The sequence below is a fragment of the Deinococcus marmoris DSM 12784 genome (assembly GCF_000701405.1).
In the GTDB taxonomy this organism is placed as follows: domain Bacteria; phylum Deinococcota; class Deinococci; order Deinococcales; family Deinococcaceae; genus Deinococcus; species Deinococcus marmoris.
Map to the genome: position 1 here is coordinate 32,524 of NZ_JNIV01000001.1, position 25,608 is coordinate 58,131.

Annotated in this window: 21 protein-coding genes and 1 tRNA gene; 15 read left to right on the forward strand and 7 right to left on the reverse strand. The window is 64.6% G+C overall.

What is annotated here, in order from left to right; all coding sequences use genetic code 11:
• Positions 1-84: 84 nt before the first annotated feature.
• The 7 genes from Q319_RS0100195 to Q319_RS0100225 all read left to right on the forward strand — a co-directional run bounded on the left by Q319_RS0100195 (position 85) and on the right by Q319_RS0100225 (position 6,535).
• A tRNA-Met gene (locus Q319_RS0100195) sits at positions 85-161 on the forward strand.
• Between the two features lie 97 nt (positions 162-258).
• The gene (locus tag Q319_RS0100200) at positions 259-762 is read left to right on the forward strand and encodes a DUF456 domain-containing protein (RefSeq protein WP_029479700.1); all 504 of its coding nucleotides are present in this window, start codon (positions 259-261) and stop codon (positions 760-762) included.
• A 91-nt stretch (positions 763-853) separates the two neighbouring features.
• Positions 854-1,336 (forward strand): (2Fe-2S)-binding protein, encoded by a 483-nt coding sequence (locus tag Q319_RS0100205; RefSeq protein ID WP_029479701.1) that lies wholly within the window; start codon positions 854-856, stop codon positions 1,334-1,336.
• Positions 1,333-2,349, forward strand: a complete 1,017-nt coding sequence (locus tag Q319_RS0100210; RefSeq protein WP_029479702.1) for an FAD binding domain-containing protein — start codon at positions 1,333-1,335, stop codon at positions 2,347-2,349. Before Q319_RS0100205 ends, Q319_RS0100210 begins: the two co-directional genes overlap by 4 nt.
• Positions 2,346-4,640, forward strand: coding sequence for a xanthine dehydrogenase family protein molybdopterin-binding subunit (locus tag Q319_RS0100215; protein WP_029479703.1), 2,295 nt, complete (start codon positions 2,346-2,348; stop codon positions 4,638-4,640). The genes Q319_RS0100210 and Q319_RS0100215 overlap by 4 nt, the downstream gene beginning before the upstream one ends.
• 117 nt (positions 4,641-4,757) lie before the next feature.
• On the forward strand, positions 4,758-5,507 hold the full coding sequence (locus Q319_RS0100220) for a ThuA domain-containing protein (RefSeq protein WP_029479704.1): 750 nt from the start codon (positions 4,758-4,760) through the stop codon (positions 5,505-5,507).
• Positions 5,504-6,535, forward strand: a complete 1,032-nt coding sequence (locus tag Q319_RS0100225) for a Gfo/Idh/MocA family protein (protein WP_245618848.1) — start codon at positions 5,504-5,506, stop codon at positions 6,533-6,535. The genes Q319_RS0100220 and Q319_RS0100225 overlap by 4 nt, the downstream gene beginning before the upstream one ends.
• Before the next feature lie 126 nt (positions 6,536-6,661).
• Here Q319_RS0100225 and Q319_RS0100230 read toward each other — a convergent pair whose 3' ends face one another.
• The gene (locus Q319_RS0100230; RefSeq protein ID WP_029479706.1) at positions 6,662-7,405 is read right to left on the reverse strand and encodes a DUF937 domain-containing protein; all 744 of its coding nucleotides are present in this window, start codon (positions 7,403-7,405) and stop codon (positions 6,662-6,664) included.
• Between the two features lie 174 nt (positions 7,406-7,579).
• On the opposite strand from Q319_RS0100230, the gene Q319_RS0100235 reads away from it, so the two are divergent.
• From Q319_RS0100235 to Q319_RS0100260, 6 genes are all read left to right on the forward strand, one after another.
• Positions 7,580-8,407, forward strand: a complete 828-nt coding sequence (locus tag Q319_RS0100235; RefSeq protein ID WP_051654961.1) for an ABC transporter permease — start codon at positions 7,580-7,582, stop codon at positions 8,405-8,407.
• A complete protein-coding gene (locus tag Q319_RS0100240) occupies positions 8,400-9,263 on the forward strand; it encodes an ABC transporter permease (RefSeq protein ID WP_245618850.1) in 864 nt (287 codons plus the stop codon). The genes Q319_RS0100235 and Q319_RS0100240 overlap by 8 nt, the downstream gene beginning before the upstream one ends.
• Before the next feature lie 134 nt (positions 9,264-9,397).
• On the forward strand, positions 9,398-10,354 hold the full coding sequence (locus Q319_RS0100245; RefSeq protein WP_029479709.1) for an ABC transporter ATP-binding protein: 957 nt from the start codon (positions 9,398-9,400) through the stop codon (positions 10,352-10,354).
• A 69-nt stretch (positions 10,355-10,423) separates the two neighbouring features.
• A complete protein-coding gene (locus tag Q319_RS0100250; RefSeq protein WP_029479710.1) occupies positions 10,424-10,996 on the forward strand; it encodes a hypothetical protein in 573 nt (190 codons plus the stop codon).
• Between the two features lie 98 nt (positions 10,997-11,094).
• Positions 11,095-11,667, forward strand: a complete 573-nt coding sequence (locus Q319_RS0100255) for a DUF2179 domain-containing protein (protein ID WP_034413114.1) — start codon at positions 11,095-11,097, stop codon at positions 11,665-11,667.
• Positions 11,668-12,285, forward strand: coding sequence for a DNA-3-methyladenine glycosylase (locus Q319_RS0100260; protein WP_029479712.1), 618 nt, complete (start codon positions 11,668-11,670; stop codon positions 12,283-12,285). It begins immediately after the preceding gene.
• 10 nt (positions 12,286-12,295) lie between these two features.
• Here Q319_RS0100260 and Q319_RS0100265 read toward each other — a convergent pair whose 3' ends face one another.
• Positions 12,296-13,453 (reverse strand): prepilin peptidase, encoded by a 1,158-nt coding sequence (locus Q319_RS0100265; RefSeq protein WP_029479713.1) that lies wholly within the window; start codon positions 13,451-13,453, stop codon positions 12,296-12,298.
• A 291-nt stretch (positions 13,454-13,744) separates the two neighbouring features.
• Between Q319_RS0100265 and Q319_RS0100270 the strand changes: the two genes are divergently transcribed.
• Both Q319_RS0100270 and Q319_RS0100275 read left to right on the forward strand, forming a co-directional pair.
• Positions 13,745-15,214: a beta/alpha barrel domain-containing protein gene (locus Q319_RS0100270; RefSeq protein ID WP_029479714.1), complete on the forward strand. Its 1,470-nt coding sequence runs from the start codon at positions 13,745-13,747 to the stop codon at positions 15,212-15,214.
• A gap of 3 nt (positions 15,215-15,217) precedes the next feature.
• Positions 15,218-15,589, forward strand: a complete 372-nt coding sequence (locus Q319_RS0100275) for a hypothetical protein (protein ID WP_029479715.1) — start codon at positions 15,218-15,220, stop codon at positions 15,587-15,589.
• An 18-nt stretch (positions 15,590-15,607) separates the two neighbouring features.
• Here the strand turns inward: Q319_RS0100275 and rimO are convergent, their stop codons facing one another.
• From rimO to Q319_RS0100300, 5 genes are all read right to left on the reverse strand, one after another.
• Positions 15,608-17,056 (reverse strand): 30S ribosomal protein S12 methylthiotransferase RimO, encoded by a 1,449-nt coding sequence (gene rimO / locus Q319_RS0100280; RefSeq protein WP_156039116.1) that lies wholly within the window; start codon positions 17,054-17,056, stop codon positions 15,608-15,610.
• 409 nt (positions 17,057-17,465) lie between these two features.
• Entirely contained in the window at positions 17,466-20,327 is a 2,862-nt protein-coding gene (gene treY, locus Q319_RS0100285; RefSeq protein ID WP_029479717.1) for a malto-oligosyltrehalose synthase, read from the reverse strand.
• Positions 20,324-22,162: a malto-oligosyltrehalose trehalohydrolase gene (gene treZ / locus Q319_RS0100290; protein WP_029479718.1), complete on the reverse strand. Its 1,839-nt coding sequence runs from the start codon at positions 22,160-22,162 to the stop codon at positions 20,324-20,326. Before treZ ends, treY begins: the two co-directional genes overlap by 4 nt.
• Positions 22,163-22,311: 149 nt before the next feature.
• The gene (gene glgX / locus Q319_RS0100295; protein WP_029479719.1) at positions 22,312-24,447 is read right to left on the reverse strand and encodes a glycogen debranching protein GlgX; all 2,136 of its coding nucleotides are present in this window, start codon (positions 24,445-24,447) and stop codon (positions 22,312-22,314) included.
• A 342-nt stretch (positions 24,448-24,789) separates the two neighbouring features.
• Positions 24,790-25,587, reverse strand: a complete 798-nt coding sequence (locus Q319_RS0100300; RefSeq protein ID WP_029479720.1) for a hypothetical protein — start codon at positions 25,585-25,587, stop codon at positions 24,790-24,792.
• Positions 25,588-25,608 lie beyond the last annotated feature (21 nt).

Below are 25,608 nucleotides of genomic sequence, written 5' to 3' on the forward strand. Positions count from 1 at the left end.
CTATTCCCAAGCGCTGAGAAGAGGAAAGGCAGCGTGAGGCACGTCAAAAGTGCTATGGAGTTTCAAAAGAGCTTTAAAGGGTAACGCAGGGTAGAGCAGTCTGGTAGCTCGTCGGGCTCATAACCCGGAGGTCGCAGGTTCAAATCCTGTCCCTGCAACCAAAGTCAATAGAGTCCCCACTTCGCGGTGGGGCTTTTTTATGTCTACCAGGCAAGGATAGGAAACTTCAGCGCTCTCCGGGCCGTACTGTGGAGCGATATGAGCCTCGCCTTTCTGATTTTTCTTGTCGCCTGGATCGTCGGCATGGTGGCGACCTTCGTGCCAGTGCTGCCCGCCACCCTGATCATCTTTCTGGGGGCGCTGGGGGCCACGCTGCTGGACGGCTTTCAGGTCTGGCCGGATCTGCCCTTTCTGCTGACCTTCGGGGTCATCACTATCCTGATCGGCTTCGTGGACAACCTCGCCTCGGCGTGGGGGGCCAAGCGCTACGGCGGCAGCAAACAGGCGGTGTGGGGCGCATTGATCGGCGGGCTGGCCGGGCTGTTCATTCCCTTCGGCCTGATCGTGGGGCCGCTGGCCGGGGCGCTGCTGGCCGAACTGCTGGTGGTCCGCAAAAACCTGCCGGACGCGATGCGCTCGGCCTGGGGAACGCTGGTGGGCCTGCTGACCGGCTTGACCGCCAAGCTGATCCTGCACCTGCTGATGGGCATTTACGAGCTGTGGCGGCTGTGGGAGCCTGCGCGGAGTGTGGTGGGCGCTTAGAAGGTTGGTCTGCAAATAAGAATGCTCAGCTCAAGGCCCCGTGAACCCCGCCCAGCACAGCCCCACGCCGCGCCGCTCTAGCCTGACCCCCATGACCACACTCAATAGCGTTCCCCTGACCCTCACGGTCAACGGGCAGGCGCACGCGCTGGATATTCCCGTGCAGGCCACCCTGCTGGACGTGCTGCGCGAGCGGCTGCACCTGACCGGCACCAAGAAGGGCTGCGATCACGGCCAGTGCGGGGCCTGCACCGTGTTGATGGACGGCGAACCCCACCTGAGCTGCCTGACCCTGGCCCTGAGCGCCCAGGGCCACGAAATCCGCACCATTGAGGGCCTGAGCGGGCCGGACGGTGAGCTGCACCCGATGCAGGCGGCCTTTATCGAACACGACGCTTTTCAGTGCGGCTACTGCACGCCCGGCCAGATTCTCAGCGCGGTGGCCTGTGTGGAAGGTGGACATGCCGCGAATGACGCCGAATTGCGCGACTTCATGAGCGGGAACCTGTGCCGCTGCGCCGCCTATCCGCAGATTGTCGAGGCCGTCAAGAGTGTGGCTGGAGAACGCCAGTGAGGCCCTTCGAGTACGCGCGGGCGCAGAGTGTGGAAGGTGCAGTCGGTCAGCCGGGTAAATTCCTGGCAGGCGGCACCACCCTGATCGACCTGATGAAACTGGATGTGGAACGCCCTACGCACCTGACCGACATCACGCCGCTGCGCGAGGACGGGGAGTTGTCGCAGATCGTGGAGGACGGCAAGGGCGTGAGAATCGGCGCACTCGCCAGCATGTCGCAGACCGCCGAACACGCTCTGATTGCTGACCGTTACCCGGCGCTCCGTGAAGCCCTCCTCGCAGGAGCCTCCCAGCAGATTCGCAACATGGCGAGTATGGGCGGCAACATCATGCAGCGCACGCGTTGTCCGTATTTCCGCGATCTGGCTTTCACCGAATGCAACAAGCGCGATCCGGGCAGCGGCTGCGGCGCAATTCAGGGTCATCACCGCAAGATGGCGATTCTGGGCGGCTCGGATCAGTGCATTGCCACCCACGCCTCGGACGCTTCGGTGGCGCTGGTGGCGTATGGAGCTAACGTGATTCTGCGCGGCCCGGATGGCGAACGCACCGTCAGGCTGGAGGACTTTAATCTGCTGCCCGGCGACACTCCAAATATCGAACACGACTTGAAAGAAGGGGAGTTGATCGTGGCGCTGACCCTGCCCGCTCCCGTCGCTGAGAACGGCGTGTATCTCAAGGTGCGGGACCGCGAGAGCTACGAGTTCGCGCTGAGCAGTTGCGCCGCCGTGCTGGACGTGCAGGACGGGAAAGTGAATGCGGCCCGTGTCGCGCTGGGTGGAGTCGGCACCAGGCCCTGGCGTTCGCCGGAAGCCGAAGCCGCGTTAACCGGCCAGCCCGCCACCCGTGAAACCTTCGAGGCCGCCGCCCGCGCCGCACTTCAGCACGCGCACCCGCTGGCGCAAAATGCCTTCAAGGTGCCGCTGACGGCCCGCGTGATCGTCCGGGCGCTGATGCAGGCGGCGGGGCAAGTGGATGAGGCCGGAAATCCTATCGAAGGAGCAGACGCATGACCGTTCAGAAAGGCCAGCCTCAGAACTACGTGGGCCAGCGGGTCAGCCGCGTGGACGGCCCCGACAAGGTGCGCGGCGCGGCGACGTACACCGCCGAATTCGATCTGCCGGAACTGGCGCACGCCGTCCTGGTCAGCGCCACGATTCCCCACGGCAGCATCAAAAGGATCGACGAAAAGGCCGCCCGCGCCGTGCCGGGGGTGCTGGACATCCTGACGCACGAGTCTCAGGGCATAGAGCTGAAGCCGGTCAAGGCGTACCCGCGTGGCCCCGCCGGAACCTCCGTTTTGCCGTTGCAATCGCCTAAAATTGAGTTCCGGGGGCAGCCGGTGGCTCTGGTGGTGGCCGAGTCGCTGGAAGCCGCGCAGCACGCCACGCAACTGCTGGAAATTGAATACGACGCCTCCGACTTCCGCGCCACGCTGGAGCAGGGTTTACATGGGCTGCCGCTGCTGGACAAGCTGCCGCTGCCGCCGCTGGGCCATTCGCGTGGGAATGTTAAAAAAGCTCTGAAGGCCGCCGCCAGCACCTTCGAGGCCACCTACGACACACCTGTCCACCACCACAACCCGCTGGAAATGCACGCCGTGATTGCCGCCTGGGACGGCGACGAGCGCGTCACCATCTACGAGCCGACGCAGTGGATGCAGTCCGCCCAGCACACCCTGGCCGCCATGCTGGGGCTGGAGCCGGACAACGTGCATGTGATCAGCCCCTTCGTGGGCGGAGGGTTTGGCAGCAAGGCCACCACCTGGCCGCACCTGCCGATTGTCGTGCTGGCCGCGCGCAAACTGGGCCGCCCGGTCAAGCTGGTGCTGTCCCGCGCCCAGATGTTTGCCGCCGTGGGCTACCGCGCCGCGACGACTTCAGCGTACTCGGTAGGGCTGGACGACAACGCGCATCTCACGGCCATGAAATTGGACGCGCAGACGCAGACTGGGGTGTCGGACATCTTCCCCGAGCAGGTGGGCAACGTGCCCAAGATGCTGTACGCCAACCCGAACATGGACCTGAAGTACACGCTGATCCGCACCCACGCCGGGCCGAACATCATGATGCGCGCCCCCGGCGAGGCCAGCGGCAGCTTTGGTCTGGAAGTGCTAATGGACGAGCTGGCCGAGAATGCGGGCCTGGACCCCCTGGAATTCCGCCGCCGCAACCACGCCCCCGAAAACAGTGATCCAGAGAGCGGCAAGCCGTACAGCAGCAAGCACCTGCTGGAATGCTATGACCGCGCGGCAGAAGCCTTCGGCTGGTCTGAGCGCAATCCCGAAATCGGCTCCATGCGCGACGGCAATACCCTGATCGGCTGGGGCATGGCCACCGCCACCTACCCGGTCTACGCCAGCGCCGCCACCGCCCGCGCCCGCCTGTGCGCCGACGGCCATGTGGAAATCGAGGCGGGCAGCCACGACATCGGCACGGGGACCTATTCCATCCTGGCCGGAATTGCCGCCGATTCGCTGGGTCTGGACATCGAACGGATTACGGTCAAGCTGGGCGACTCCCGCTTGCCCAAGAACGGCTATTCCGGGGGCAGTCGCACCGCCAGCAGCGTGGGCAGCGCCGTGCTGGCCGCCGCGATGGGCCTGCGCGAGGAGCTGATGGAAGCCGCCACGCACAATTCCGCCTCCCCGTTGTTTGGCGTGGCTGGGCGGGACATCCACCCACGCGACGGCGGCCTGTATCTGGGCGAAACGGATCAGGGCGAGGATTACACCGCCATCCTCAAACGCCTGGGCAAGGACCAGCACGAGGTCTACCGCGAAACCATTCCGCACGAGGGCAGCCAGAAACACCTCGATCAGCTCAAGGCGGGCAAGGACGGCAGCGTGGCGGCAGTGGCCGAACGCTTCGCCCGCCATTCCTGGGGCGCGGTGTTCGTGGAGGTTCGCATCGATCCCGACTTCATGACCCCGCGTGTCAGCCGGGTGGTGGGGGCCTTCGACATCGGGCAGGTGATCAATGCCAAGACCGCCGAATCGCAACTGACGGGCGGCATGGTCTGGGGCGTGGGCATGGCGCTGCACGAGGAAACCCACACCGACGCGCGCACGGGCCTGATCCTGAACAGCAATCTGGCCGAGTACCACATTCCCGTCAATGCCGATATCGGCAGCGTGCAGGCCATCGCGCTGGACCATCCCGACTTCCACGTCAGCGCTCTGGGGGCACGCGGCGCGGGCGAAATCGGCATCGTGGGCACTGCCGCCGCCGTCGCCAACGCCATCTACCACGCGACAGGCAAGCGGGTGCGCGAGACGCCGATCACGCTGGACAAGCTGTTCTAGGGGCTGATTTGAGAGGAAGCGCATCGCGGAACCAGGGGATGAGCCGTGGGGCCAGCCCTTCCTCTCCTTCCTCTCCTTCCTCTCGCCACCCTCTGCCGCGCTACATTCATTCCCGTCATGACCTCATCCACACCGCCCCGCCTGACCGTCTGGAACGAGTACCGCCACGAGCTGGAAAACCCCAAAGTCAGCGTTCATTATCCAGATGGCATCCATACCGTGATTGCCGACGGGTTACGGGCGCACGGCTTTGAAAGTGTCCAGACCGCCACCCTCGATCAGCCGGAACATGGCCTGACCGACGAGGTGCTGAACAAGACAGACGTGCTGCTGTGGTGGGGACACAAGGCACACGGCGACGTGTCGGACGCCGTGGCGGCGAAAGTGGTGGCCCGCGTGCTGGACGGTATGGGCCTGATCGTGCTGCACTCCGGGCATTTCAGCAAGCCATTCAAGGCGCTCATGGGCACCGGCTGTGACCTGAAATGGCGCGAGGTGGGCGAAAAGGAGCGGCTGTGGGTGGTCAACCCGGCGCACTCCGTCGCGCAGGGCGTGGGCGAATTCATCGAGCTGGAGCATGAGGAGATGTACGGCGAGCATTTCGACATCCCTGCCCCCGACGAACTGGTGTTCGTGAGCTGGTTCGCGGGCGGCGAGGTCTTCCGCAGCGGCTGCACCTTCACGCGCGGCAGCGGCAAGATCTTTTACTTTCGCCCCGGCCACGAAACATTTCCGACGTACCACAACCCGCAGATTCAACAGGTGATTGCCAATGCTGCACGCTGGGCCATGCCTACCGCCAGTGCGCCGCGTTCGTTCGGACACCGGCCCCAGCCACTGGAAACACTGCCGCTGGAAAAGCTGTGACCACTGTGCTGCCTCAGTCTGCCCCGCTGAATGTCGGCATCATTGGTGCGGGGGCCATCTCGCAGCGGCACTTCGAGGGCTACAGCCACGCCGGGGCCAATGTGGTGGCCTTTGCCGAAACGAACGGGGCTGCCCGGCAGCGGCGCGAGACCGAGTGGAACGCGCGGGGCTACAGCGACTTCACGGAATTGCTGGACAGTGGCGGGGTGCAGGCGGTCAGCATCTGCACACCCAACGCCTTCCACGCGCCCGCCGCCCTGGCTGCCCTGCGGCGCGGCATTCATGTGCTGTGCGAGAAACCGCTGTCCCTCGATCTGGCCGCCTGCGACGAGATGATCGCGGCGGCGCGGGAGGGTGGAGCCATTCTGCAAACCGGGCATCACCTGCGCTCCAGCCCACTGGTGCAGACCGCCAAACGCCTGATGGACGAGGGCCGCATCGGGCGCGTGACCTTCATGCGGCTGCGGCAGGCGCACGACTGGGGCGGTGCGCCGGAAGTGCGCGGGGCCTTCGGCAGCCTCGCGGCCAGTGGGGGCGGCACCCTGCTGGACAACGGCTGCCACATGATGGACCTCGCCCGGCACTTCGGCGGCGACGTGGAGAGCATCTACGCCCGCATGGCCACGCTGAAATTTGAGATCGAGGTAGAGGACACCAGCATTGCCACCCTGGAGTTTAAAAACGGCGGCTTTGCCAGCGTGGAAAACGCCTGGACCGCCACCGGCTGGGAGGAGAGTTTCGCCGTCTACGGCACAGAGGGAGCGCTGGAATGCAGCAACCGCCTGGGCAAACCGCGCCTGCGTTTCGTGAACCGCGAATCGGGTTACGGGCAGTGGGGCCAGACGGACGAGACGTGGTACGACTTCGCCGCGTCCGACAATGCCCACGTCCGCAGCGTCGTGCGCTTTGTCCAGAGCATTCAAAGCGGTGCGCCCGTCGTCTGCACGGGCGAGGACGGGCGCGAGAGCGTGCGGCTGGTGCTGGGCGGCTACGAGAGCGCGCGGACGGGACTGCCTGTTCGCTGGTGAATTGCTCCGGGCTGGCGAGTCAATCGTGTGTGCAACAGCAGAAAGGAGGTGGCGTGAATAGACTGCCCTATTCGCTCCACCTCCTCAAACCCTGGATTCAAAACCTGTCGATCAGAACAGCGCCTCTCAGCGTCGTCCGCTGAACATCCCGATCAGATCGTTGAGGGCATTGCCGTCGCCGTCGCGGTCCAGCACATTGTTGAGGGTGCCGACAATGCCGCCCGCGCCACCCTTCTGGGTGTCCTGCTGTGGCTGGGCATTCTGTGGGGGCAGGCCAGAAATGACCGGGCCGCCGCCCAGTATGCCGCCGCCGCTCTGGGGTTGCTGGGGTTGTGGGGCCTGCTGACCGCCGCCCAGAAGACCACCGAGCATGCCGCCCAGACCTCCAGCGGAACCGCCGCCGAGGAGTCCGCCCAGCAAACCGCCGAGGTCCGGGCCACCGCCCTGCCCCCCCTGCTGACCGCCGCCCTGCTGCTTCTGACGGCCCAGGTAGGCCAGCACCAGTGGCGCGGCCATGCTCAGAATCTGCATGGCAAGCTGGGGATCGATGCCCGCGCGTTTGCCCACCGCATTGGCGGCAGACTGCTGCTGGTTGCCGAACACATGGCCCAGGATTTTCTGGCCTTCCTGCATGTTGGGTGCGCCGCCCTGGCTGAACATGTCCAGCGCACTGCCGTCGTGCTGGCCCAAAGCCCCGGCCAGCGAGGCCGCACCCTGGGGGCTGCCCGCGTTGCGGGTCATGGCCCCCAGCAGCAGCGGAATGGCCGCTTCCATCGCGGACGCGGATTGTTGTGGGGTGGCCCCGGTCTGCTGGCTGACCTGCTGCTGCGCGTTGCCCATCCCGCCGAGCATGTTAAAGATGTCCATCATAATTGTTGACCTCCTGTGGGTGAATGTGAACTATTGAAGAGAGGCCAGCCTATCCCTTGCGTCTGAGGCCGGGCTTCAGAAAAGGCAGAGGTTGGGAGGGGTGTGGCGCACGGACCACTCCGCCATCTGGCCCATGCGCCCCGGCCCAGGCAGCCGCTAAGCTTCTTGGCCTGTATGCGAGCGGCCCCCAGTATTGCGCCAAGCCTCAACCTGCCGCTGTACGCCTCGGTGGCGCGGCTGGGCTTCCGGCGGCAGTTCGCGTACCCGCAGGCGGCGCTGTGGGGGCTGATCACCAACCTGTTTTTTGGCGTGTTGCGAATCTCTGTGCTGGTGGCGCTGTTCGGCAGCAAGCCGCAGGTGGCCGGATACACCGTTCAGGACGCCATTACCTACACCGGACTCACGCAGGCATTCATCATGGCCCTGTCCCTGTTCGGCTGGACCGATTTCATGCGGACGGTTCACCGGGGCGAGGTGGCCTCCGATCTGCTGCGCCCCCATAACCTGCTGGCCTTCTGGGCAGCGCAGGACGCGGGGCGTGCGGTGGGCCAGTTCGTGCTGCGCGGGTTGCCGATGCTGGCGCTGTTCGCGCTGATCTGGGGCGCTACGTTTCCCACTGGGTTTACGGGCTGGCTGCTGACCACCCTGAGCCTGCTGCTGGCCTGGGCCTGCGGCTTCGCCTTCCGTTTTCTGGTCAACTGCGCGGCCTTCTGGTCCCCGGACGCCGTGGGCTTCGGGCGCTTTGCCTGGGCGGTGCTGGGCCTGGGCAGCGGCTTTCTGATGCCATTGGCCTTCTTCCCGCCGTGGTTTCAGGGCGTGCTGGCCTTCACTCCCTTTCCCAGCATGATGAACACCACCGTGGAAATCTGGCTGGGCGTGAAAACTGGTACGGAAGCGTGGACGGGATTGGCCGTGCAACTCGGCTGGGCGCTGCTTCTGTCTGGAGCGGCGGCGTTCGTGCTGTCGCGCGGATTGCGGCGCCTGGAGGTAGCGGGTGGCTAGGTCATTCAACTCACGCCCAGGCCAGAAAGAGGGCCTGCTTCCATCAACCATCTACCATCTCCGTCTCTACTTCCTGCTGCTGCACGCCCAGGCCCGTTCGCAGGCCGTCTACCGGGTCTCATTCGCGCTGGACGCGCTGGGATCGGCCCTGATCACGCTGGCGGAATTTGCCGCCTTTGCGCTGGTGCTGCCGCGTTTCGGTTCGCTGAGCGGCTGGACACTGGGCGAGGTCAGCCTGCTCTACGGCCTCGCGGAAATCGCCTTCGTGCTGATGGACCTGCTGTTCGGTGGGTTTGACGCCCCCAACCTCAGTCAGCATGTGCGGAGCGGCAGCTTCAACACCTTTCTGCTGCGGCCCGCGCCCCTGCGCCTGCAAATCTTCGGCTCGGACTTTGCGCTGCGGCGGATCACGCGGGTCTTTCTGGCGGCGGGGATTCTGGCTTATGGCGTGGGCGCGTCCGGGGCTGTGTTCACGCCCGAAGCTGCCCTGCTGCTGGCTGGCAGTGTGCTGGGCATGATCGCCTTTTTCGGCGGCCTGTTCGTCATCGGCGGCACGCTGACCTTCTGGACGGTGGAAAGCGTGGAGGCCATGAACGTGCTGACCTACGGCGGACGCACCCTGATTTCCTACCCGATGGACATCTACGGCCAATTCCTCCGCAAGACCTTCACATACCTGATTCCCGCCGCCTTCCTGTCCTATTTCCCCGTGCTGTACGTTCTAGGCCGCCCGCTGCCCGATGGTCTGCCCCTGCTGGCCGCTTACCTGTCGCCCCTCGTCGGCCCGCTGATGCTGGCGGCGGCGTTTGCCTTCTGGCGCGTGGGCGTGCGGCATTACGGGGGAACGGGCACATGAGGGGCGGCGGGCTACCTGCATCTTTTAGCTCCTCCCCCCTTGCGGGGGAGGCTGGGAGGGGGGGCCACCGGGCAGGCCACAACGCCAGCAAGTCCCCCAGGCCGTTCCCATATCCCATTTCAAAAGGAGCGTGCATGATCACCGTTCACAACCTCAAAAAAACTTTCCGAGTGCGCCAGGGCGGACTATTGCGCGGTTCCAGCGTCGTTATGGAAGCCGTCAAAGACGTGAGCTTCAGCGTTGAACGCGGCGAGATCGTGGGCTATCTGGGGCCGAACGGCGCGGGCAAAAGCACCACCATCAAGGTGCTGACCGGGCTGCTGGTCCCCGACAGTGGGCGGGTGGAGGTGGGCGGTCTGGTGCCGTGGAAGGACCGCCGGGCGCATGTGGCACGCCTGGGCGCGGTGTTCGGCCAGCGCACGACGCTGTGGTGGGACCTGCCCGTCCACGAGTCGCTGGACCTCCTGCGCCACATCTACCGCGTGCCCGAAGCCCGGTTTCGCCAGAACCTGCGCGACTTTACCGAACTGCTGGAGCTGGGGCCATTCCTGAACACCCCGGCCCGCGCCCTGAGCCTGGGCCAGCGGATGCGGGCCGATCTCGCCGCCGCCCTGCTGCACGATCCCGAACTGCTGTTTCTGGACGAGCCGACGGTGGGCCTGGACGTGGTGGCAAAGGAACGCATCCGCGAATTTATCCGGCATATCAACGCCATCCGCGAGGTCACGGTGCTGCTGACCACCCACGATCTGGGCGACGTGGAGCGGCTGGCCCGCCGCGTGATGATCATTGACCACGGCTCCCTGCTGTACGACGGCGCGCTGGCGAGTTTGCAGGCCCGCTACGGCAGCGCCCGCGAACTGGTGGTGGATTTTGAGGCCGCGCCAACTGACCCGCAGGTGCCGGGTCTGGAGCTGTTGGGCGCAGACGGCCCGCGCGTTCGCTACGGCTTCACTGGCCCCGCCGCCGCCCCGATTGCCCGCGTGACCGCCCACGCCCCGGTGCGCGACATCACGGTCAGGGAACCGGATATTGAGGCCACGATCCGCCGCATTTACGAGGGTGGGCTTTTGCGGAATGGGGTAGCGTAGAGCGTGATTCTGATGCATCCTTCCTACCCATTTCCAGCCGTTTTAAAACGCCGCGCTCAGGCTCTGGCGATGCTGGACGCCATTGTCTGCGAGGAATGGTCTGGGCGGTTTTTCTCCTTCAACAACACCTGGGATGAGGAATCTCAAATGGCGTCAGGGCGCAATGGTAGCGGCGATGAATATTTTATGCTGTTCAGAGGCGGCGAATGCGTGTTCAAACAATTTCTCCACGAGCTGGAGCCATGTTCTGAAACAAGTGAATTTCTGAGCGCCGCTGAACAGGCTGCGCCTCTCTCCTCCGGTCTGCTTACTGCCTTCATCGGTGAGCCAGCTTTCAGCGCGGGAGAGATCAGTCAACTTGCCTGGTACGGTCTGGACAGCCAGAAGTGGTTTGACCTGCAACCCGTCCCGATTCCCAAAGCCGATTCATTGCTGCCGATGATCCTGAGCGGCTCATCGGCGCAATACATTGCCTGGGCCAACGATTACTTTGAGGCTGATCTTTCACAGGTTGCCGTTCAGGCCATTTTTGAGTTTGCACCACTGACTGCTGAACTTGTGAACCGCGTCAACCCTGCCGCTGATCTGAGTGGCGTGCTGGCTGATACCAGGGAAATTGGCTACCCCAGTGAATTTGAGTAAAGGAAGCCTGTTGCGTCACGGGTCCAGCTCAGGCGGCAGCCCTCCTCCCCCTCCAACCGCTGACCATTCTCATTTCCCGCCCCCCTAGGTTCAAGGGCGTGTTTGATGCTCTGACTGCCGACGCCCTGCTGGGCGCACTGCTCATTTTTTCCCTCAGAATCGTGGACGTGTCGCTGGGCACGCTGCGAATCGGGATGCTGATCCGGGGCAAACGCACGGCGGCGGGGGCGCTGAGTTTCTTTGAATCGCTGGTGTGGCTGATGGCCGCCGCCAAAGTCCTCAGCACGCTGGACAGCCCACTGCAATTCATCGCCTACGCAGGCGGCTACGCTTCCGGCACCATGCTGGGCGCGAACATTGAACGCTGGCTGGCAGTGGGCAAGGTGGTGCTGCGAATCATCGTTCCCGTCAGCGCCCCCGACGTGCAGGAGGCGCTGCGCAAAGCCGGATTCTATGTCACCACCGTCAACGCCTCGGGCCGCGACGGAGAGGTAAGGATCATGTTCAGCGTGATCGCCCGCAAGAAGATGAAGCAGGCTATCCGCGCCATTGAACAGGTGTATCCCAAGGCGTTCGTCACCGTGGAAGAGGTCACCACCGCCCAGCTTCAGGACACCGTGACCCACCAGGAAGGCCAGCTTTTCCGCCGCCTGCGGATGATGCGGAAGTAAATGACTCCGCCTCTGCCTCCCGCCTTCTTTGACCGCGATCCGGTGCGGGTGACCCGCGAGTTGCTGGGCGGCACCCTGGTTCACGTCCTGCCCGGCGGCGAAATCCTCAGTGGCAGAATCGTGGAAACCGAGGCTTATGACTGCCCCCGTGACCCGGCCTGCACTGCCGGGCGTTTTCATGCCGCCCGCAGCACCGAGATGGCCGTGATGGCGGGCCGCTGGCTGTTCTGGAGTACGCACGGGCATCCGCTTTTACAGGTCTCCTGCCGCCCGGAAGGCATCGCCGCCAGCGTCCTGATCCGCGCGCTGGAGCCGCTGGAGGGCAAAGGACAAATGCTGACGCACCGCCCCGTGACCCGCGAACGTGACCTGACCAACGGCCCCGCCAAACTGGTTTACGCGCTGGGTATTAAACCTGCCGAGGTAACGGGGACGGCGGTGGACAGCGCCGCGCTGCATCTGTTCGCGCCGCCTGTGACGTTGCCTGATGAAGAGGTGGAGATCACCGCCCGCGTGGGCATCAGGGAGGGGCGCAATCTGCCGTGGCGGTTTATCGTTCGTGGGAGTCCGTGGGTGTCGCCGGGCGTGCCGAGTATGGATCTGACCCGGCTAGCATAGGGGAGAGGCCCTACAGCCCCAGCATCCCCCGGTAGCCCGCCACAATGCCCGCGCCCCAGATCAGGGCCACCAGCGCGCCGAAGGCCAGGAAGGGACCGAATTTGACGCGGTTCTCCTGCTTGCGCGCCAGTTGAAAGACTCCAATGATCGCCCCGGCGAAGACGGCCACGAGCAGGGCCACCAGCAACCGCTCCCAGCCCAGGAACGCGCCGATCACGGCAGCCAGTTTTACGTCCCCGAAGCCCATTGCGCTGGCGTCGTACTGCTCATCTGCGCCGTCGTCCTCTGCCTCATCCGCAGCGCCGGGGCGGTGTTTGACCCACCAGTACACGCCCGCCACCAGAGACACGCCGCCCGCCGCCGCCAGTGAACCCTGCACCATCAGGATCAGGCCGGGGCCGATGCCCGCGCTGCCGATCACCACGCTCAGGAGCAGGCCGCCCAGGGTCAGCAGTTCGGGAATGCGGACCACGCGGCGGCTGACCGCATTCACTGCCGCCGACAGCAGGCCCACGCCCGCGCCCCACCACGGCCCCAGCCACGCGCCCGCCAGCAGGCCCAGGCTGATCTGCTGGAAACCGATGGGGAATTCGGGATACTGCCGCTCGCGGAAGCGCCGCATCACCCACGAGCCGAACTGGTTGATAGCAACGAGCAATCCCGCGCCCAGCAAAGCCCCGTTGACCGCGCCCGCCAGATCGGGCAAGCCCTCCACCGCGTTCCTGCCGTTAAAGAAGCCGAAGATCAATCCCAGTGCTACCCCCGGCAGCGTCAGCTCGTCGGGAATGGTATAGGTGTCCAGATCAATGGCGCTGCCCACCAGCAGCAGCGTGAACAGCACCATCAGGCCCAGGCTGCCCGCGCCGTAAATAAAGATGGGAAACAGCACGGCGATGCCAGCGTAGCCCAGCCCGGTCAGCGCCTCGATAATCGGGTAGCGGGTCTTGATCGGCGCGCGGCAGTAGCGGCATTTGCCGCCCAGTGACAGCCACGAGAACAGCGGCACCAGATCGCGCGGGCTAAGGGCGTGGTCACAGTGGGGGCAATGGCTGGGCGGAAAGGCGATGTTCTCGCCGCGCGGCAGCCGCCAGATCAGCACATTGGAAAAAGACCCCACCAGCAGGCCGAACAGACCCGCGAAGACCACCAGCAAGACGTCGATACTCACCGGAAAAGTGTAAGCGCCGTGGCCTTACAATGGCCTTCCACCTCGAATCTGCCCCTCAAATCTGCCCGCAAAGACCTTGGCACGGCCTTTTCCAGTCGTCCCAGTTCGCCTCCGTAGCGCCGCCTACCTTTTGACTGCGTTCCAACTTGGGCAGCGTTCAGACCTGATGCGGGATACTGAGGGACTTTCGAATCTGGCCGGTGCCTGCTTTCTCGCCCCGGCTGCCCGATTCCCCCAACGCGCCCGGCTGCTTTCAGTCCGGTCTCTCTCAACAAAAGGGTTGAACTGAACATGACGCAAACTTCCTCCAACACCCAACCGAATATTCCCCTCTCCGCCCAGATCACCGCCCCACTGCCGCAGATCATTCAGGGCGGCATGGGCGTGGGCATCTCTCACTGGGGGCTGGCGCAGGCCGTGTCCCAGATCGGGCAACTGGGCATCGTGTCCTGCACAGGCATTGATAACGTGCTGGTGCGCCGCCTTCAGGACGGAGACAAGGATGGCGGTGTGCGCCGCGCCCTGGCCGCGTATCCCAGCCAGGAACGTGCCGAGAAGGTCATCAAGATGTACTTTCTGCCCGAGGGGCGCGAACCCGGTCAGTCTTACCGCCGCGTGCCGCTGCCCACCGTGACCAAGCACGGCGCAGCGTGGGAACTGGGCGTGATGGGCAGCTTCGTGGAGGTCTTTCTGGCCCGCGAAGGCCACGACAATCCGGTGGGCGTCAACCTGCTGACCAAGCTGCAACTGCACACCGTCCCCGCCCTCTACGGCGCGATGCTGGCCGGGGCCGACACCGTGATCATGGGCGCGGGCATTCCGCGCGAGATTCCCGGTGTGCTGGACGCCTTCGCGGCAGGGGGGCAGGCCTCCATCAAGCTGGACGTGAAGGGCGGGGACGCCGCTGTCCTCACCTTTGATCCCGCCGACTACGGGCTGGAGCGGCGCGAGTTGCCGCGCCCGAAGTTCTACCCGATTGTGACCTCGCACATTCTGGCGGGCGTGCTGATGAAAAAGGCCAGCGGCTCGGTGGAGGGTTTTATCATTGAAGGCCCCACCGCCGGGGGCCACAACGCCCCGCCGCGCGGCACGCCCACCTTTGACGAATCCGGCCAGCCGATCTACGGCGAGCGCGACATCGCCGATCTGGACGAGATGAAGAAGCTGGGCCTTCCCTTCTGGCTGGCCGGGAGCCGGGCCACCCCCGAAGCCTTGCAGGAAGCGCTGGCACGCGGCGCGGCGGGCATTCAGGTAGGCACGCTGTTCGCCTACTGTGCCGACAGCGGACTGCGGAATGACTTGCGCGAACAGGTGCATGTGCTGACCAAGGACGGCGGCGTGGAGGTCTACACCGATCCGCTGGCCTCGCCCACCGGGTTTCCGTTCAAGGTGGTGCAGGTCGACGATACGCTGGCCCGCGTGGAGCAGTATCTGGCCCGCCCGCGCGTGTGCGACATCGGCTATCTGCGCGAAGCCTACGCGGGCGAGGACGGCAAGACGGGCCTGCGCTGCGCCGCCGAACCCGTGGACGCCTACCTGTCCAAGGGCGGGAAGATTGAGGACACCGTGGGCCGCAAATGCCTGTGCAACGCCCTGATGACCGACGCCGGATACGCGCAGGTGCAGAAGGGCGGCTACGTGGAAGACTCGCTGATGACCAGCGGCGACAGCCTGAACGACATCGCCGCCTGGCCCTTGGGATATAAGGCGGAGGATGTGGTGGAGTTCTTGCTGGGGCGGTATGTGCCGGGCGTAGATTGAACCATGCAAGATACGGCAGCGGAATACTTTGAGCGCTCAATCGTCAGAGCCAGAGATGCCACCATCAGTAATTTTGATGGCTACTTTACAGGCAAGTCCGGTGCTGAGTACGCACAATTTATCCACAGCATCTACTTGCAGATTGACGACAGGTCACGAGTTGCCGTAGATTCTCTACTCCCATGCATCGTGGACGAAACCATCGGAATCATGCTTCAAGTCTTTGATGAGATGATTGACGCGTACAAGATCAAATTAAATCTGGGCGACTCTGAAGTGTCAGTCTACGAAATCTATGAGTTGCTGGAACCTGAGTTAAGACCCAAAGACGGCTGGATTCATAAATACAGCCGTCAAAGAATAGTGGAGATGTAAGGTTCTCCCAACCCTGACTCAATGCCCCCCGAAATGCCCCAACTGCGGCACGTTCGGCTTCCACTCAGGCTGTTCCACCACTTCCCCGAACAAATCGTATTCGTCGCTGTCCTCAATCCGGGCGCGCACGATGTCACCGATTTTCACCTTGCCTGCGAAGTCGCCCGCGAACAGGTAGACCTGACCGTCAATGCCGGGCGCGTCGCCCTTGGTGCGCCCGATCAGGCGGGTTCCCGGCGCGTCGCCCTCGTCGTCGTTGAATTCGTCCACGATCACGTCCATCACGCGGCCCACCTTCTCGGCCAGCCGCTCGGTGCTGATGCGCTGGGCGACTTCCATAAAGCGGGCCAGCCGCTCCTGCTTCACGTCCTCCGGCACGGGGTCCGGCAGGGCGTTGGCGTCGGCTTCCTCCACGTCCGAGTAAGCAAACGCGCCCACACGGTCCAGCCTCGCATCCTCTAAAAAGGTCAGCAGTTCCCCAAACTCTTCCTCGGTTTCGCCGGGAAAGCCCACGATAAAGGTGCTGCGGATGGTCAGTTCGGGGCAGATGCCGCGCCAGCGCCGGATGGTGTCCAGTTGCTTGCCCGCGCCGGGCCGCCGCATCAGCTTCAGGATGCGCGGCGAGGCGTGTTGCAGCGGCACGTCCAGATACGGCAGGATCTTGCCCTGCGCCATCAGCTCCACAATCCGGTCCACATGCGGGTACGGATAGACGTAGTGCATCCGCACCCACGCGCCCATCTCGCCCAGCTTGACGGCCAGATCGGTCAGGTGGGCGCGCACCTGTTCGCCCTGAAACTCGGACTCGCGGTAACGCACGTCCACACCGTAGGCGCTGGTGTCCTGCGAAATGATCATCAGTTCCTTGGTGCCGCCCGCGATCAGGCGGAAGGACTCGTACAGCACCGCGCCCGCATCGCGCGAGACTTGAAGGCCGCGCAGCTTGGGGATGATGCAAAAGGCGCAGGTGTGGTTGCAGCCCTCGGCGATCTTGACGTAGGCGTAATGCCGGGGCGTCAGCTTGATGGTGGGCGCGAACACGTCGCCGTGCTTGGTGGCCTCGCGCTCGGGACGCATTCCGGGCGGAGAGACGGGCAGCACCCCCGTAAACTCGTCGGTTTCAATGGGCAGCAGCTCGCGCACATGCCTCATCACGTCGTCCACGGCCTCAGAGCCGGTAATCGCAGCGACTTTGGGGTGGCGTTCCAGAATCTTGTCGGGGCGCTCGCCCAGGCAGCCGGTGACGATCACGCGGCCCGTGGCCTCCAGCGCCTCGCCGATGGCGCTTAGCGATTCCTCCACGGCGGGGGTGATAAAGCCGCAGGTGTTGACGATCACGGCGTCCGCGCCCTCGTAGCTGGCGGCCACCTCATAGCCCTCCACCCGGAGCTGGGTCAGGATGCGCTCGCTGTCCACCAGGGCTTTGGGGCAACCCAGGCTGATAAAACCGACTTTCCTGCTTGCCATATTTTGCTTGCCCACTGTTTGTTTATCTACAGTTGTGGGCGAATCTACCGTTTGAGTCATGCGCTCTCCTCCGTCCTCTCGCCTCTCTCCAGCAGAGGCCAGAGGCAGGGTCAGCCCGTCAGTTTACAGGAAAAGGGGGAGTTGAAGAGCGGGCTGCGAAGGCTTGAGGGAAAGTAGGGCTTGTTCTGGGGTGGCTCCCACGGTTTAACCCCTCCGCCCCTTCGGGGCACCTCCCCTTAGAAGGGAGGCAAGGGTTGCGGAATTGCTGCGCCAGTCGCGTTCCTCGGCTCCCTTTTGAGGGAAGCTGGCGGCAAAGCCGACTGAGGGGTTATCTTTTCACCTTCCAACTTACCGCCCTCTGGATCGGTGACGCCGCCTTTGCGGTAGCCCTGCCACGCGCTGGAGCAACTCAGCGTTTCACCAGCAGCGCCAGCGGAAAGTCTTCCAGCACCTTTGCCACCGGAATCTTGCCGCCGCGCACCTTGAAGCGTTCGCCGGTCAGGACATTCTCGAACGTGCCGGAGGCAGGCAGCGTGAGCTGGCGCGTGCCCCACGTTTCGCCCAGCGCCCAGGGAACCGCCTGACGGGTCAGGGTCAGCGTCAGGCGCGGCGCAACCGTCACCGCCAGTTCGCCCTCGTGTTCGCGGGCAAAGGCCAGCAGGTGACGGCCAGCGTCTATGGAGCGGTAACTCCCCGCCTGGAACAGTTCCGGGTGGGCGGCGCGGGTTTGCAGGGCGGCCCAGGTGACCAGCGTTTTCACGCTGCCGTCCTCATAGCTCCCCAGCAGTTTGCGGGCCAGCGGCAAACCCACGCCCTTTTCCAGCCGGGTCAGGCGGCGGGTCAGCCCCTGATAATCCACCGGGCGGCGGTTGTCGGGGTCCACCAGACTCTGGTTCCAGCCCTCGGACCCTTGATAGGTGTCAGGGACGCCGGGGGCGGTCAGGCGGGCCAGCGTGGCACTCAGGCCGTTCTGCGCGCCGTAAGGGCTGATCAGCGTATGCAGATCGCGCAGCGCACCAGCGAAGCCGCTGTCGGCCAGCAACCCGCGCACGAATCGGTCCATCGCCGCCTCGTATTCCTCGTCGGGGGCGGCCCAACTGGTCCGCAGCTTGGCCTCGCGGCTGGCCTTGAGCATGTAGGCGCTCAGGCGGTCCGGGAAATCATCCAGATCGCCGGACAGCGGATAGGCCCCCAGCGCCGTTTGCAGCAGGGTGTAGGAGTCCAGCGGACTGGGGGCCAGACCCAGCTCCTGCTCCTGGCTCAGCTCCAGAATGGGGGCGGCCCAGCGGCGCACGAAGGCCCCCCACGCCTGCGGCAGCTCGCTGATCACGCTGATGCGGGCGCGGGTGTCCTCGCCGCGTTTGGTGTCGTGGGTGCTGCCCGACAGCATGGCGTGCGGCCAGCGCTGTGAGCGCTCCTGCGCCGCCCTATGAAAGTCCTTCAAGCGCGTGCCGAAGTGGGCCGGATCGCCGCCCACCTCGTTCAGCGAGATCAGGCGGGCGTAGCGGTAAAAGGCGGTGTCCTCCGCGCCCTTGGCCGTCACCGGGCCGGTCAGTTGCTGGAAGCTGAGGGCGAAGTCGGCGTAAGCCTCGCGCGCCGCTCCGTCGGGCACGTCCATCGTCAGCACCGAACCCAGGTAATCGAAGACGCTGGGGTCCAGTGGCCCGCCCTCGCGGCGGTTCTGGATCTTGGCGTCGCGCACCGCTTTGGCGATCTTGGCATTGTCGCCCGGTTCGCGGTCCCCGTTGGCGCGCAGATACGTGCGGTACACCGGGAAGGTGGCGATCACCTCGCGCACGGCGTTTCTTAGCGCCGAGAGGGTAAAGTCGCGCGAACGCAGGTCCGATTCGCCCAGCCGCTCCAGCGATTCGGTCAGCACGTTGACCTCGCCGGGCAGGCTGACGCGCTGGATCAGTTGCTTGCCCCGGTACAAGTGCTCGCCGTAGCTGAGGCGGTCCCCGGTGAAGCGGCGGTAGATGGCCCCCATCTCGTCCTCATGGGTAGAATCCACGAAAACGCCGTTCAGCTCGGCCAGGAAGTCGTAGCCCGTGGTCCCGTCCACCGCCCAGTCGTTCGGGAGGTGTTCCCCCGGCTCCAGGATCTTCTCGGCCACCACGTACAGCGGCAGCGGGCCGTCCGCACCGGGTTTCCACTCCACGCCAAGCGCCTCGGCGGCTCCGGCTTGCAGCGCCTGAAAGTACCCGGCAGGATCGTACAGGCCATCAGTGTGGTCCAGCCGCACACCCTGAACGACGCCCTCGCGGATCAGCCCGAACAGGGTGGTGTGCGCCCAGGCAAAGACGCGCGGGTCTTCCATCCGCAGCGCCGCCAGATCGTTGATGTCGAAGAAACGGCGGTAGTTGATTTCCTCGGCGGCCACCTTCCAGAAGGCCAGCCGGTAATTCTGCTCACTGATCAGTGCATCGAGCTGGGCCGAATCGGCGTTGATGGCAGCGAGTGCGGCGTCCAGCGCAGTCTGCACCTCACTGGAGGTTTCCAGCAGCGCCCGCAGGCGGCGGGTCATGACCTCCAGTTCCTGCGCGCGGCCCAGGCGGTCCACGTCGGTCAGCGCGTCGGAAGAGCTGCGGGGCAGGCTCTCCATGCTGCGTGCCAGGCTGGCGAGTTCCGCCCGGATGCTCTCGGCGGCGGCGCGCGGAAGCTGTTGCCCCACCGCCGCCAGCACCGTGCCAATGCTGCGCGGCGACATGGGCAGCTTGCGTTCCCAGTAGCGCACGAAGAAGCGGCCCCCGGCGTGTTCCAGCGCCAGCTCACCGTTCTCCAGCACCCGCCCGTACTGATCGCCCAGCACTGGCAGCAGCACTTTCCCTTCCAGCGCGCGCTTGAGCGGCTGCCACGAAATATCGAAAAAGTGCGCGTAGCGGCTGGCCTGCCCGTGCATCAACACGTCTTCCCAGTACGGGTTGTGGCCGCCCTGAATGCCCATGTGGTTGGGCACGAAATCCACGATGACGCCCAGCCCCAGCTCCTGCGCGCGCGCCGAGAACCTGTGCAGGCCCGCCACGCCGCCCAGTTCCGGGTTCACCGCCGAGTGATCGGTCACGTCGTAGCCGTGCGGACTGCCCGGCGTGCTGGCCCAGATGGGGGACAGGTACACGTCCGAGACGCCCAGCCGCGCCAGATACGGCAGGATCTTGCGCGCGTCGGCGAAATTGAAATCCCTGTTCAGTTGCAGGCGGTAGGTGGAGGAGGGGATGTGGGTTGTTGTGGGCTGTGGGTTGTGGGCTGTGGGTTGTGGGTTGATGGCGGTCATACGTCCCCCAGCAGAACAGCCTCGCCCACGGGCAGGGAGGTGAGGGTGGTGGGCGGTCTGTCGGTCTGCTCGGAATGGAGAACGACGCGGGTGGGCAGGGGGTGGGGCAATCTCAGGCTGCCCAGCGTCACCTCTGTCTTGCTCACGTTCCACAGCAGCAGGCGTTCACCTGCCGGGTTGCACTGGCGCACCCACAGCACCTCGCCCTCGCTGCCCGCACTCAGATACTGGCGTGAGCGATTTTGCAGGACCGGGTCTTCACTCCGCAGCTTGAGCAGGGTTTTGTAGAGGCCCAGCGTCCGGGCGTGTTCGCCCGCAGTCTTCTCGGTCCAGTCCAGCTTGGCGCTCTCGAAGGTCCTGCGGGCCTGTGGGTCCGGTACTTCCAGATGCTCGAAGTCGCTGAAATACGCGAATTCCTTCTTGCGCCCCTCCGTGACCAGGTGGCCCAGTTCCCCGACGTGATCGCTGAAGAACGGAAACGGCGTCCCGGCGGCCCATTCCTGCCCCTGGAACAGCAGTGGCGTCATCGGTAGCGTCAGCAGCAGCGTGGACGCCCCCCGGAACTGCTGAATGCTGACCTTCGCATGCTGCTGAAGCCGGTCCCCGAGGGCGCGGTTGCCGATCTGGTCATGGTTCTGGATGCAATACACGAAGCTGGGCGCTTCCAGGGCGTCGGCGGGTCTGCCGCGCGCGTGTTCCTCGCCGGTCACGGACCAGAACTGGCCCTCGTATTTCCAGCCCCGGTTGACCACCTGCGCCAGTTCGGCGGCGCTGCCCTGAAAGCCGCCGTAATAGCCCTCCTGTTCGCCGGTCAGGGTCACGCGCACTTCATGGTGGAAGTCGTCCACCCAGATGCCGTCCAGACCATGTTCGGTGACCACTTCCGGGATGTTGCGGTGGTCCTCGGCCAGCAGCAGATGGGTGCCCCCCAGTTCATGAACCTCCGACGCCAGCTCCTGCAAGATATGCAGCGGGCTGTCGTCCTGCATGGCGGCGGTGGCGTCCAGGCGCAGGCCATCGAAGCGGTACTCGTCGAGCCACATCAGCGCGTTGCCAGTCACGTAGCGGCGCATGTGGACCTCGGCGTAATCCAGGCCCATGCCCCAGGCGCTGGAAAAGCGCTCGGTAAAGTGGCTGGGGCTGTAGCTGGGCAGATAATTGCCCGCCGGACCAAAATGGTTGTACACCACGTCCAGCAACACGCCCAGACCCAGCCCGTGCGCGGCGTCGATGAAGGCCATCAGCTCCTCGGGCCGTCCGTAGGGCGCGTGCGGCGCGTACATTGCCACGCCGTCGTAGCCCCAGCCGCGCTCGCCGTCGTAAGCGGCCAGCGGCATCATCTGAATGGCCGTGATGCCCAGCTCCTTCAGGTACGGCAACTTTTCCTGCGCGGCCCTGTATGTTCCTTCGGGTGTAAAGGTGCCGACGTGCAGCTCATAGAACACGCACTTGTCCAGCGCAATACCGTTCCAGTCGGTGTTCTGCCACTGATAGGTGTCGGGATGGTCCACCTCGGCCTCGCCGTGTACGCCGTCTGGCAGGAAGCGGGCGTAGGGATCGGGCACTTCCGTGCCGTCCAGCACGAACAGGTAGCGTGTGCCCGCGCCGACGGGCAAAACCGCCTCGAAAAAGCAGTCGCCCAGAGGGGTCATGGGGTGCAGCGTGCCGTCCACTTTGACCTGAACAGCCGTGGCCGTCGTCGTCCAGACCCGGAAACGCGTCTGTTCTCCGCCGGGCAACAGGTGCGCGCCCAGCCGGGTTTCGGGGGCGTCATGGGGCAGGGCAGTGATAGGGGCCGGGGCGTTCCCGGTCAGGTCTCGTGAGGGGGTGGTCATAACTTGCTCCTTCCAGGCTGCCTTGAATTCGGGCAGCTAACATTTCAGGTTAAAGGCTGAGGTGCGTCCTGCCATGAGAAAAGTGCGAAGGGACACCCACGCATTTTCCGCGCCGGGCGTCCCTTCGAGTGGTTGAAATAGATGTGAAGCTAGCCGCGCACGCAACGGTACAGTTTGACGCTGCGCGCCTTGAGCGTGGTTTCCTCGCCCGTCTTGATCTGTTCCTCGGCCCCGTCGTCGGAAGTATCCAGCAGCAGTTCCCAGGTGTCGCAACTGTCCAGATCGGGCAGGCGGAAGGGCAGGTCCACGTAGGAACTGCTCAGGAGCAGCAGCAGGTCGTCGTCTTGCAGCGGGTTGCCCTCGGCGTCCACGTCGTCCAGACCGTCGCCGTCCAGAAACAGGCCCAGGCTCTGGGTCTGGTTGTTGCTCCAGTCGGCGTCGGTCATGGTCTGGCCGTCGAAACGCAGCCACACCAGATCCTGAATGTCCTCGCCCCGGATGGTGCGCCCGGAGAAGAACTTTCGGCGGTGCAACGACGGGTGCGCCTTGCGAAGGGCAATCACCTTTTTGGTGAAGGCCAGCAACTCCTCATCCACGTTGTCCCAGTCGTACCAACTGATCTCGTTGTCCTGGCAGTAGGCATTGTTGTTGCCGTCCTGGGTGCGCCCGATCTCGTCGCCGCCCAGGATCATCGGGGTGCCCTGGCCCAGCAGCAACGTGGCCAGGAAGTTGCGCTGCTGCTGGCCGCGCAGGGCATTGATGGCCGCGTCGTCGGTCTCGCCCTCCACACCGCAGTTCCAACTGATGTTGTGGTTGTGGCCGTCGTTGTTGCCCTCGCCGTTGGCGTCGTTGTGCTTGTGTTCGTAGGTCACGCTGTCGCGCAGCGTAAAGCCGTCGTGCGCGGTCACGAAGTTGATGGAGGCATACGGCGCGCGTCCGTCGTTCTGGTACAGATCGCTGCTGCCGGTCAGGCGATAGCCGATCTCGGAGGCCAGCCCGCCCTCGCCCTTCCAGAAGGCGCGCATGTCGTCGCGGTAGATGCCGTTCCACTCGGCCCAGTTGACCGGGAAGTTGCCCACCTGATAGCCGCCCTCGCCCACGTCCCACGGCTCGGCGATCAGCTTGACCTGACTGATGATCGGGTCCTGGTGGATGATGGTGAAGAAGCCCGACAGTTGATCCACTTCATGCAGCCCGCGTGCCAGCGTGGAGGCCAGATCGAAGCGGAAGCCGTCCACGCGCATTTCCGTGACCCAGTAGCGCAGGCTGTCCATGATCAGTTGCAGCGTTTGCGGGTGGCGCACGTTCAGGCTGTTGCCGGTGCCGGTGTAGTCGAAGTAGAAGCGCGGGTTCTCGGCCACCAGACGGTAATAGGTGGGGTTGTCGATGCCCTTGAAGCTCAGCGTCGGCCCCATGTGGTTGCCTTCGGCGGTGTGGTTGTACACCACGTCCAGAATGACCTCGATTCCGGCGTCGTGCAGGGCGCGGACCATGTTCTTGAACTCGGCCACTGCGCCGGACGGGTTGCCCTTGCGGGCCTCGGCGGAGTAGCGCACGTCGGGCGCAAAGAAGCTCAGCGTGCTGTAGCCCCAGTAGTTGGTCAGGCCCTTGTCCAGCAAAAACGGATCGTCCAGATGCTGATGCACCGGCAGGAACTCGATGGCGGTGATGCCCAGTTCCTTGAGGTAATCGAGCATCGGCCCTGTCGCCACGCCCGCGTAGGTGCCGCGCAGGGCCTCGGGAATGTCCGGGTGGGTCATGGTCAGGCCCTTGACGTGCGCCTCGTAAATGACGGACTGGTGAAAGGGGACGTTGGGTTTGGTGTCGCCCACCCAGTTGAACACCGGATCGATGACCACGCCTAGCGGTGCGCCGCGCTGTTCCTCAGTCTGCATGGTCAGGTCGTCGCCGCCGGGCACGTAGCCGAAGACGCCCTCGGCAAACTCCTCGGTGCCGCTCAGGGCCTTGGCGTAGGGATCGAGCAACACAACGTTGGGGTTGAAGCGCAGGCCGCGTTCGGGGGCGTACTCGCCGTGAACCCGGTAGCCGTACTTCTGCCCCGGCGCGATGTTGGGCAGATAACCGTGCCAGACAAAAGCGGTCTGCTCGGTCAATGGGTGGCGGGTTTCAACGCCCGCATCGTCGAACAGGCAAAGTTCCACGCCGCCCGCGTTCTCGCTGTACAGGGCGAAATTGGTCCCCTTGCCGTCCCAGGTGGCCCCCAGTGGGTAGGGGGTGCCGGGACGCATTCGGATGGTAACGGGAGGCTTTTCGGTGGTTCGCATATCGCGTGAAACTCCTTGAAAGGGTCTGAATCCTGTGAACGTCACTTCTTTTCCAGTGGTCACGAGGTCAGGCCCGCAAATAGCAAGAGAATAGGGGAGAGGACAGTTTGTTGCATCTGCCCTCTACCCCCTTGTGGAAACGCTACCAGAACTGAAGCCCCGCATCTGTAGGCCGATTTGCAGGTCCCCTTAATCATTCTTGAGAGAGCCGGGGCGGTCTAGAGCAGTTCTCCGAATTACGTCACCGGAAAAAGAGACTTCCGGCGACTCCATTCTCCGCCCTGTCCGGCAAAATCTACTCGCTTCGCTCGTCATAAAGACAGTCTCTTTATGCCTGATGCTCTAGAACTCCAGCCGTCCGCGCGGGCCGCTCAGCCGGGCCAGCTTTTCGGGGGTCCACAGTTCGTAGTCGTACATCGGGTACTGCCGCTTGAACCGGCCCACCTTGTCCCAGACCTCGCGCGACTCGAAGGGGATCACCATGATCAGGCGGATCACGCTGTCCTCGTAGTCGTAGACATAGAAGTCGAAGTGGAAAGCCGACTCGTTGCCGCTGTCGCTGAACAGCGGGAAGGGAAAGGGGCGGTAGCGCCACGCCTTTTTCTTCTCGGTCAGCACGGCAGCGGCCACCCGTTTGAGGTTGCTCTCGGGAAAGGTCAGCTTCTCGCCGTCGCGGTCCTTGAAGACCGTGTCGGGCGGCGGCGCGTCCAGTTGCACCCGCTTCAGCTCCGGCATGGGCTTGCGGCCCAGCTTGGGGGGCGGTTTGCGTCCGGGGGCAGGCTTGAAGGTCCGTCCCGCCGCGCCTTCCTTGCGTTCGCCTCTGCTGTCTGCGCTGCGTTCGCCTGCCGCCCGCTCCCCCGGCCCGCGCCGCGCCGGATTGGTGGCACTTTTTGCCCCGCTTGCCCCGCCGGGCCGCCGTTCCGTCTGGGTTGCCCGGCTGCCTGATGGTTTTGCAGGTCCTGTTCTGGCTCCCGTCCTGGTTCCTGGCCTGCCGCTTCCTGCGGTCTCTACCTCACTGCCGCGTGAGGTGGTGCGTTCGCGTGGCGCAGGTTTGACCGTGTCGCGCGTCGCTCCGCCGCGTCCCTGCGCCGTGTTGCGCTTTGGGGCGCGTCCCCGTGATCCTTTCTTTGGCCCCGTCATGTGGTCAGTCTAGCGGCTGAA

What these genes read in the sequence shown, in the direction of transcription:
- Q319_RS0100200 (WP_029479700.1), top strand. Translation starts at nt 259, where the DNA reads ATGAGCCTCGCCTTTCTGATTTTTCTTGTCGCCTGGATCGTCGGCATG.
- Q319_RS0100205 (WP_029479701.1), top strand. Translation starts at nt 854, where the DNA reads ATGACCACACTCAATAGCGTTCCCCTGACCCTCACGGTCAACGGGCAG.
- Q319_RS0100215 (WP_029479703.1), top strand. Translation starts at nt 2,346, where the DNA reads ATGACCGTTCAGAAAGGCCAGCCTCAGAACTACGTGGGCCAGCGGGTC.
- Q319_RS0100220 (WP_029479704.1), top strand. Translation starts at nt 4,758, where the DNA reads ATGACCTCATCCACACCGCCCCGCCTGACCGTCTGGAACGAGTACCGC.
- Q319_RS0100230 (WP_029479706.1), bottom strand. Translation starts at nt 7,405, where the DNA reads ATGATGGACATCTTTAACATGCTCGGCGGGATGGGCAACGCGCAGCAG.
- Q319_RS0100235 (WP_051654961.1), top strand. Translation starts at nt 7,580, where the DNA reads ATGCGAGCGGCCCCCAGTATTGCGCCAAGCCTCAACCTGCCGCTGTAC.
- Q319_RS0100245 (WP_029479709.1), top strand. Translation starts at nt 9,398, where the DNA reads ATGATCACCGTTCACAACCTCAAAAAAACTTTCCGAGTGCGCCAGGGC.
- Q319_RS0100250 (WP_029479710.1), top strand. Translation starts at nt 10,424, where the DNA reads ATGCTGGACGCCATTGTCTGCGAGGAATGGTCTGGGCGGTTTTTCTCC.
- Q319_RS0100260 (WP_029479712.1), top strand. Translation starts at nt 11,668, where the DNA reads ATGACTCCGCCTCTGCCTCCCGCCTTCTTTGACCGCGATCCGGTGCGG.
- Q319_RS0100270 (WP_029479714.1), top strand. Translation starts at nt 13,745, where the DNA reads ATGACGCAAACTTCCTCCAACACCCAACCGAATATTCCCCTCTCCGCC.
- Q319_RS0100275 (WP_029479715.1), top strand. Translation starts at nt 15,218, where the DNA reads ATGCAAGATACGGCAGCGGAATACTTTGAGCGCTCAATCGTCAGAGCC.
- rimO (WP_156039116.1), bottom strand. Translation starts at nt 17,056, where the DNA reads ATGGCAAGCAGGAAAGTCGGTTTTATCAGCCTGGGTTGCCCCAAAGCC.
- treY (WP_029479717.1), bottom strand. Translation starts at nt 20,327, where the DNA reads ATGACCGCCATCAACCCACAACCCACAGCCCACAACCCACAGCCCACA.
- treZ (WP_029479718.1), bottom strand. Translation starts at nt 22,162, where the DNA reads ATGACCACCCCCTCACGAGACCTGACCGGGAACGCCCCGGCCCCTATC.
- glgX (WP_029479719.1), bottom strand. Translation starts at nt 24,447, where the DNA reads ATGCGAACCACCGAAAAGCCTCCCGTTACCATCCGAATGCGTCCCGGC.
- Q319_RS0100300 (WP_029479720.1), bottom strand. Translation starts at nt 25,587, where the DNA reads ATGACGGGGCCAAAGAAAGGATCACGGGGACGCGCCCCAAAGCGCAAC.